Genomic DNA, 7,323 nt, shown 5'->3' with positions numbered 1-7,323 from the left:
GGAGAAGATCTGGTAGGCCCAGCTGTCGGCGAGGCTGGTCAGCGCCGTCGACCTGCCCTCATTGATGATCTGGATCAGGCCGCGCAGCAGGAAATTCATGCCAAGCGTGGCGATCAGCGACGACAGCCCGCCATAGACGACCAGCGACCCGACCAGGAAGCCGAGCAGCGTGCCCGTGGCGATGGCGGCGGCAATGCCGAGGAACGGGTCGTAGCCGGCCTGCACGACTAGCGCGAACACCCAGGAAGCAAAGCCCATTGTCGCCGGAAACGACAGGTCGATCTCGCCGCAGGTGACGACGAACACCAGCGGCACCACCACGAACAGCGCCACCGGCAGCGTGGTGAGCACGGAACTATAGAGGTACCAGGTGGTGAAAACGGTCGGATTGGCGATCATGAACACCGCCATCATGACGATGAACACGGCAAGCGTGCCGAGCGCGGCGCGGTTGTCGAGGATGAAACCGCGCAGCCAATTGTCGGATGGATGTCTCCACTCTTTACCGGCGGCCTCATTATGCGTGCCGCCGAGGGGACTCTTCAGATCGGGTTCCATGGTCTTGCTCATCGCGCTGCCCTCCCCGCATCGCCGGCCTCGTGCAACCCGGGCAATCCGCCGGGGTGGGCTAGGTCTTCCATGAAGTTGATCAGGTCTTCGGCGGACTTGACCTCGCTGCGGCCGGCGGTGAACGCCACCTTGCCGCGGTCGAGCACCACGAAGCGATCAGCAATGTCGAAGACATGGTGGATGTTGTGGCCGATGAACAGGATCGAGCGCCCGCTCGCCCGCACCTGGCGCACGAAGTGGAAGACCTTGGCGGTCTCGGTCAGCGACAGCGCCGTCGTCGGCTCGTCGAGGACAATCAGCTCAGCCTTCTTGTAGATGGCGCGGGCGATGGCCACGCCCTGGCGTTCGCCGCCCGAGAGCTGGCCGACGATCGAGTGCGGCGTGAACACCTTCGAGGTGAAGCCGATCTCGCGCATCAGCCGGCTCGCCTCCTCGATCTCCTTGTTGACCTTCAGCCAGCCCAGCCAGCCGGTGAGTTCGCGGCCCATGAAGATGTTGCGCACGATCGTCTGCTGCACGGCGAGCGCCCGGTCTTGGAACACCGTCTCGATGCCGGCGTCGCGCGAGCGCGCGGCGCTCCATCCGGTCACCGGCTTGCCGCGCACAAGGATTTCGCCGCTGGTCGGCTTGACCACGCCCGACAGGATCTTGATCAGCGTCGATTTGCCGGCGCCGTTGTCGCCGATCAGGCCGACGACCTCGCCACGGTCGACGCTGAGATTGACCCCGCCCAGCGCGTAGACCTGACCGTAGGACTTGCTGATGTCGCGCAGTTCGATGATGCGTTCGGCCATCGGATCCTCGCTTGATTGTCGCTTACCGGCCTTTTCCGCCGGCGGTCCCGCCGGCCGGAGTCGATCCCGGCCGGCGGCGGCTTGGGAGGTCAGCGCAGCGCCTGCTTGGCGAGTTCGGCGACGATCTCGTAATTCTGCGGCGTGACAAAGCCGGCACCGGTGTCGGCATTCATCGGCGCCAGACCCAGCACCACCTGCTGGCAGAGGCTGAGGATCGGCAGATAGCCCTGCAGGAAGGGCTGCTGGTCGGCGGTGAGCTGCACCCAGCCGCCCTTGAAGGCTTCGACGATCTGCGGGCTGGTGTCGAAGCCGAAATTGAAGATGTCGCCCGGCTTGCGTCCAGCCGCCTGCATGTAGGTGGCGACGTTGCCGAGCATCTGGCCGCCGGGATAGCCAACCGCCTTGACGTCGGGATTGTTGAGCAGTGCCGCCGTGAGCACCGGAATGGCCAGATTGGGATCGGAAGCCCATTCGCCGCTCGGCGGCGAGGGGAGCTGGATGACCTCGACGCCGGCCTCCTTCAACACGGCAACCGTGCCGCGCTCGCGCGCGCCGCGGGCCTCGTTCTCGAAGGGGCCAATCATGATGGCCTTGTCGCCGGCCTTGAGCCCGGCAAGCTTGAGCGCTTCGGCGCCAAGCGCGCGGCCCTGCTGCTCCTGCTGGGCGCCGACATAGCCGCCGCCGAACGCCGCCACCACCTTCGGCACCGGCACGTTCTGGTACATCATCTTGATGCCGTCCTTGTGCGCCTGTTCGGCGAGCGGCATGATCGAGGCGTCACCAGGATGGCCCATCATGGCGATGCCGCCGGGCTTGACCGCGACGGCCTCGCGCAGCTGCTGCACCATCTTTTCGGCGTCCCACTGGGAGAAGATGTAGTCGACCTTCGGTCCGAGATCGGCGGCCGCCTGCTTGGCGCCATTGTAGACGATGGTGCCGAAGGCGTCACCCTCGGCGCCGCCGACGAAGAAGCGGATATGGACGTCCTTGCACCACTGGGCGTCGAGCGCCTGCGCCGGCAAGGTGGAGATGGCGGCGGCGAGCGCCGTGGCGGCCGCCACGACGGTCGAGCGCAGAACTGTCGTTCTCATCGCGATGCTCATGCACGTTCCTCCCATTGTTCCCTCGCAAGCCGAGGGGTTTCGACGAATGCTTCGGCTTTTCGCCGCAATGCGTCACTGACCGGCCCTCCCGCCGGCCGGATTCTCAAGCCGGATTTGGCAGGTAGCTGGCACCTCCCCGGCATTGCTTGAGGTAATCCAGCGCCCGCACCTGGCCGGTAATCTCGAGGTCGCCGCGATAGACCGGGTCGTGCCAGCCTTCGATGTCGATGGCACCCTTGTATCCGGCCAGCCGCAATTCGCTGATCACCCGCGTCCAGTCGCTGTCGCCGAAGCCGGGCGTGCGCATCTGCACGAATGGCAGGCGGCCGAACACGCCATGCTCGCGGATCACGTCCCAGCGCACCGTCGCGTCCTTGCCGTGGACATGGAAGATGCGCGGCGCCCATTTGCGGATCTGCGGGATTGGATCGATCAGATAGACGAGCTGATGGCAGGGTTCCCATTCCAGGCCGAGATTGTCATCGGGCAATTCGTTGAACATCAGCTCCCAGGCGTCCGGATTGTGGGCGATGTTCCAGTCGCCGCTCGCCCAGTTGCCGTCCATCGCGCAATTCTCGAAGGCGATGCGCACGCCCTTGTCAGCGGCGCGTTTGGCCAGCGGTTCCCACACCTCGCGGAAGCGCGGCAGGCTGTCGGGCAGCGGCTTGCCGCGGAGGCGGCCGGTGAAGCCGCTGACCATGCTGGTGCCGAACAGATGCGCGTTGTCGATGATCGTTTCCCACGCCTGGAGGACGCCGCGATCGATCTCGCCGCTCTCCAGCGGATTGCCGAACACGCCGATCGACGAGACGATGACATCGGCATCGCCGATCGCCTCGCGGATCTCGCCCGCCAGCCGCGGAATGTCCTTGCCGCCCAGCGTCTGCCAGAAGAACGGCTGGATGCTCTCGAAGCCGAGCGGCAGGATCGCCTTGATATAGGCGGCCGGGTCGTCGAGATTGGCCCGCACCATTGTGCCGATCCTGATGTCGAGCAGCGGGTTTGGCATCATGATCCTTCCTGTGCAGCGATGGCGACCCGGCGCCCGGTCTCGGCGCTCTCGATCGCAGCGAAAACCATGGCCAGGCTCTTGATGTTGTCGGCGCCGCGCGTCTCCGGCTCGGTGCCGGTCTCGACGGCGCGGACGAAATCCTGGATGATGCCGAGATGGCCGCCGACGCGATCGGCCGGGTCGAGCGGCGGCACGGCTATCGGTGCGGTGCGGTCGAACAGGCCTTCACGGACCGGCTGCACGATTTCCGCCTTCAGCCCGTCCTCGCCGTCCCAGACAATGCTGCCGCGCTCGGCGACGATCCGCCATGTGCTGTCCCAGCTGGTGCGGAATCCGGCCGCGCACCAGCTGCCGGCATAGGTAAACAGCTTGCCGCCGCCTAGGTCGAAGCTTGCGGTTGCCGATGACCCTTGCCGATACCAGGAATTGGCCGGCTCCCACTCCTGGCAATAGACACCGGCCGGCTCGCCGGCCACCATGTAGCGGGCGGCATCGAATGTGTGGATCGCCATGTCGAGCAGCAGCACATGGCGCATCTCCTCGCGAAAGCCGCCGAAATGCGGCGCGACGAAGAACTCGGCATGGATGCTGGTTGGCGCACCAATGGCGCCGGAATCGAGAAAGCGCCGGATGCGCCTGACATTGGCGACATAGCGGCGGTTCTGGACGACGGCATGGATACGCCCGGCGCTGCGGGCGGCCTCGACGATGGCACGCGCATTGCCCGGGCTGTCGGCGAGTGGCTTTTCGGTCAGCAGGTGGCAATGATGGGCAAAGGCGGAAAGCGCAAGCTCGCGGCGTGCGGCGGGAACCACCACGTCGAATACCGCGTCGGGCCTGGTCTGGTCGAGCACGGCGTCGAGGTCGATTCCAATGATGGCGCTCGAAAGCTCGTATTCGCGCGCCCTCGCCCGCGCCCTTTCGACGTCGATATCGACCAGGCCGACAATGGCTAGCCCGTCGATCTGCCTGGCTGCATCGAGCCAGGCCTTGCTCATCGCGCCGCAGCCGACCAGGACGACATTGATCATCCAGTGCTCCTCCCTCTCGGCCCCTCCAGACCGATCGTCACGGCGTTCACGGCAGGGCTGTGAATGTTTTTCCGTAAACGTTTACGACAACACACCCGATGGCGTAGAATGTCAATCGGCCGGCTGCGAAAAATCGTGGCGTCGGCTTGGCCCGGAGAGCAGCCGGTGCTAGCCAAGCAACGGGGAGAACTGTCCTTTGGCGTCCAGCATTCACGACCTTGCGCGTCACCTGAACATTTCGATCGGCACGGTGTCGCGCGCGCTCAACGGCCGCGCCGACGTCAACGCCGACACACGCCAGCGCGTGCTCGATGCGGCCAAGAAGCTGAATTATTCGCCGAACCAGTCCGGCCGCAGTTTGCGGCGCGGCGCCACCCATTCGATCGCCTTCATGCTGCAGCCGCATCCGGGCGATCAGGAATATGGCGAGCCGTTCTTCATTCCGTTCCTGACCGGGTTGCAGGCCAAGCTCGCCGAAAGCGGACTCGACCTGATCGTGGTGATGGGCGCGCCGGGCGACTATCAGCAGGAGCGCCTGCGCCGTGTCGTCGAGACCCGGCGGGCCGATGCGGTGGTGCTGGCCTGGACGCGGCGCGAGGACGAGCGCATCGACTATCTGACCCAGGCCGGTTTCCCGTTCGCGACGCTCGGCCGCAGCCGCTCTGGCGGCGATGCCTACCCCTCGCTCGACCTCGACTTCGAAAAAGCCGGGGCTGACGCGGTCGATCGTCTCGTCGCGCGCGGCCACCGCCGCATTGCGGCCATCCGCCCGTCGCTCGATCTCAACTTCGGTTATCTGTTCCTCACCGGATATCGCAAGGCGTTGCGGCGGCACGGCATCGAATTCGACCCCGAACTGGTCGCCGACGGCTTCATCAACGAGGCCGGCGGCTACGCGGTGACCCCTGAGGTGATGCGCTCCAAGGATCCGCCGACCGCCATCATCTTCAACAATGACGCCATGGCACTTGGCGGCTGCAAGGCGCTGGCCGAGATGGGCATCAGGCCGGGTCACGACATTGCGGTGATCGTCATCGTCGACACGCCGCTCTGCCGCTATTTCTCACCGGCGCTGACCGGCTTCCGCCCTCCCCTGGAGCCGATGGGACGGCGGCTGGCCGAAATGTTGTTGGCGTCGATTCCGGCCTTCGCCGGCCCAGAGGGGGCCCGGATCATCCGCGAGGTCTGGCCGCTGGAGCTGATCGCACGAGACAGCGATTGATGATGCCCTTCCCCTCGTTGTTGTGAAAAGAAATACCTGAACGCAGTGAAGGCAAATGAGGGGTGTTGGAAAAAATCCAACGCATCAACGGCAAGGGCGAACTCGGTCGCTTCGGCCTGCACAAAGCGTTGGGCACCGACCGCAAGAGAAAGATCTCAATTGCCCTCTACATGGCCGCCATCCCGCTGGCCTTCGTCAATCAGTGGACGGCGTCGCGCTCTATATGCCATGGCGCTGGCCGCACCTCCATCAAGGGCCGCACCATCGATGGCGAGCTGGTCGCCAAATCCGTCGCCGACAAGCCGTCGGCCTTCAATGTCGGCGACCGCGTCTTCCACCAGAAATTCGGCAACGGCAATGTTTCGGCCATCGAAGGCAACAAGCTGACCATCGATTTCGACAAGGCCGGCCAGAAACGCGTGCTGGATGGGTTTGTCACGGGGGTGTGAGGACGCCGCGACAACGCTGTCGCCGGCCGCCGGAGAGCGGCGGCCATGTATTCCCTAGCTTGCTCCTGACAAGGTTTGAGGCTATTGCCGGTGGCGCTGCGCAAAATTATCTTTTAACTTCAGTGCGTTGGTAAGGAGAATCCATGGGCAAGGGACGGGTCGAAGCGTTTACCGATGGCGTCGTCGCCATCATCATCACCATTATGGTGCTGGAATTGAAGGTGCCGCACGGCGAGGATTTTTCAACCCTGGCGCCACTATGGCCGGTCTTCCTCAGCTATGTCTTGTCCTTCATCTATGTCGGCATCTACTGGAACAATCTGCACAACATGTTCCACACCGTGCAGCGCGTCGACGGCCGCGTGCTATGGGCGAACCTCAATTTGTTGTTCTGGCTGTCGCTGATGCCGGTCACCACTGCCTTCATGGGCGAAAACCATTTCGCGCCGGTTCCGGTCGCCGTCTACGGGGCCGAACTCGCGCTGTGCGCGGCCGCCTACATCATCCTCGCCGTCATGCTGCATCGGTTGCACAGCAACGATACCGCCTTTGCCAGGGCGCTGGGCAGCGACCGCAAGGGAAGGATCTCGCTGGCCCTCTATATCGCCGCCATTCCGCTGACCTTCATCAGCCAGTGGATCGGCGTCGCTATCTACGTCCTGGTCGCCATGATCTGGTTCGTGCCGGACAGGCGCTTCGAACGGGTGATCGAAAAATAGGCCTGCTGGAGCATTTTGCAGCCAAGTGGAATCGCTTGGCGTCGCACAAATGCGGCTAAAACAAACAGATAGAGCGGGATGCGCCATTTAATAAGAATGCGTTCCGCTCTAGCCTCGCATCGCCTTCAGCTTTTCCGCCACCGAGGCCGCAAGGTCGGCATAGCGCTCCTCAAGCCGCTCGGCCGCCTTGATCACCGAAAAATCATGACCGAATTTCTCCAGCGCCATGCGCAGCTTCTCGACAAATTCGGCTTGCTTTTCGAGCGCCGAAAACAGCGTCTTCACTTGCGCTTCGCTGATGTCGGGATTGGCAAGCATTTGCGGCACCTCGCGGCTCATCTGGTCGCCGGTGGCGGTCTGTTCTTTCAGGATCTCGATCCAGTCGGTCAATCGGTAATCTCCTTCTTACGCGGACAGCATGCG

General features: G+C 64.0%; 7 protein-coding genes and 2 pseudogenes. 3 read left to right on the top strand and 6 right to left on the bottom strand.

Annotation, left to right across the window (positions count from 1 at the left end; all coding sequences use genetic code 11):
* From EOA86_RS15080 to EOA86_RS15060, 5 genes and pseudogenes are all read right to left on the bottom strand, one after another.
* A pseudogene (locus EOA86_RS15080) lies at window positions 1-570 on the bottom strand (ABC transporter permease); the annotation flags it as partial.
* On the bottom strand, window positions 567-1,364 hold the full coding sequence (locus EOA86_RS15075) for an ATP-binding cassette domain-containing protein (RefSeq protein ID WP_095518636.1): 798 nt from the start codon (window positions 1,362-1,364) through the stop codon (window positions 567-569). The gene EOA86_RS15075 and the pseudogene EOA86_RS15080, both read right to left, overlap by 4 nt.
* A gap of 89 nt (window positions 1,365-1,453) precedes the next feature.
* Window positions 1,454-2,467 carry a substrate-binding domain-containing protein gene (locus tag EOA86_RS15070; protein ID WP_128342355.1) on the bottom strand — a complete coding sequence of 338 codons (1,014 nt, stop codon included), beginning with the start codon at window positions 2,465-2,467 and terminating at the stop codon, window positions 1,454-1,456.
* Window positions 2,468-2,570: 103 nt separating this feature from the next.
* The gene (locus EOA86_RS15065) at window positions 2,571-3,476 is read right to left on the bottom strand and encodes a sugar phosphate isomerase/epimerase (protein ID WP_206630028.1); all 906 of its coding nucleotides are present in this window, start codon (window positions 3,474-3,476) and stop codon (window positions 2,571-2,573) included.
* The gene (locus EOA86_RS15060; protein ID WP_128342351.1) at window positions 3,476-4,510 is read right to left on the bottom strand and encodes a Gfo/Idh/MocA family oxidoreductase; all 1,035 of its coding nucleotides are present in this window, start codon (window positions 4,508-4,510) and stop codon (window positions 3,476-3,478) included. The genes EOA86_RS15065 and EOA86_RS15060 overlap by 1 nt, the downstream gene beginning before the upstream one ends.
* A 196-nt stretch (window positions 4,511-4,706) precedes the next feature.
* On the opposite strand from EOA86_RS15060, the gene EOA86_RS15055 reads away from it, so the two are divergent.
* From EOA86_RS15055 to EOA86_RS15045, 3 genes and pseudogenes are all read left to right on the top strand, one after another.
* Window positions 4,707-5,732: a LacI family DNA-binding transcriptional regulator gene (locus EOA86_RS15055; protein WP_127208093.1), complete on the top strand. Its 1,026-nt coding sequence runs from the start codon at window positions 4,707-4,709 to the stop codon at window positions 5,730-5,732.
* A gap of 227 nt (window positions 5,733-5,959) precedes the next feature.
* A pseudogene (locus tag EOA86_RS15050) lies at window positions 5,960-6,181 on the top strand (hypothetical protein); the annotation flags it as partial.
* A gap of 143 nt (window positions 6,182-6,324) precedes the next feature.
* Complete coding sequence (locus EOA86_RS15045) at window positions 6,325-6,900, top strand: TMEM175 family protein (RefSeq protein ID WP_065010296.1); 576 nt, start codon at window positions 6,325-6,327, stop codon at window positions 6,898-6,900.
* Between the two features lie 108 nt (window positions 6,901-7,008).
* Here the strand turns inward: EOA86_RS15045 and EOA86_RS15040 are convergent, their stop codons facing one another.
* Window positions 7,009-7,290 carry a hypothetical protein gene (locus tag EOA86_RS15040; RefSeq protein ID WP_029351415.1) on the bottom strand — a complete coding sequence of 94 codons (282 nt, stop codon included), beginning with the start codon at window positions 7,288-7,290 and terminating at the stop codon, window positions 7,009-7,011.
* Between the last annotated feature and the right edge of the window lie 33 nt (window positions 7,291-7,323).

Source organism: Mesorhizobium sp. M5C.F.Ca.IN.020.32.2.1, from assembly GCF_004023105.1.
In the GTDB taxonomy this organism is placed as follows: domain Bacteria; phylum Pseudomonadota; class Alphaproteobacteria; order Rhizobiales; family Rhizobiaceae; genus Mesorhizobium; species Mesorhizobium wenxiniae.
The sequence above is the reverse complement of the archived record's forward strand: the minus strand, read 5'-3'. Positions and strand labels throughout refer to the sequence as shown.

Coding starts and splice junctions, on each gene's coding strand:
- EOA86_RS15075 (WP_095518636.1), bottom strand. CDS start 1,364: ATGGCCGAACGCATCATCGAACTGCGCGACATCAGCAAGTCCTACGGT.
- EOA86_RS15060 (WP_128342351.1), bottom strand. CDS start 4,510: ATGATCAATGTCGTCCTGGTCGGCTGCGGCGCGATGAGCAAGGCCTGG.
- EOA86_RS15070 (WP_128342355.1), bottom strand. CDS start 2,467: ATGAGCATCGCGATGAGAACGACAGTTCTGCGCTCGACCGTCGTGGCG.
- EOA86_RS15065 (WP_206630028.1), bottom strand. CDS start 3,476: ATGCCAAACCCGCTGCTCGACATCAGGATCGGCACAATGGTGCGGGCC.
- EOA86_RS15045 (WP_065010296.1), top strand. CDS start 6,325: ATGGGCAAGGGACGGGTCGAAGCGTTTACCGATGGCGTCGTCGCCATC.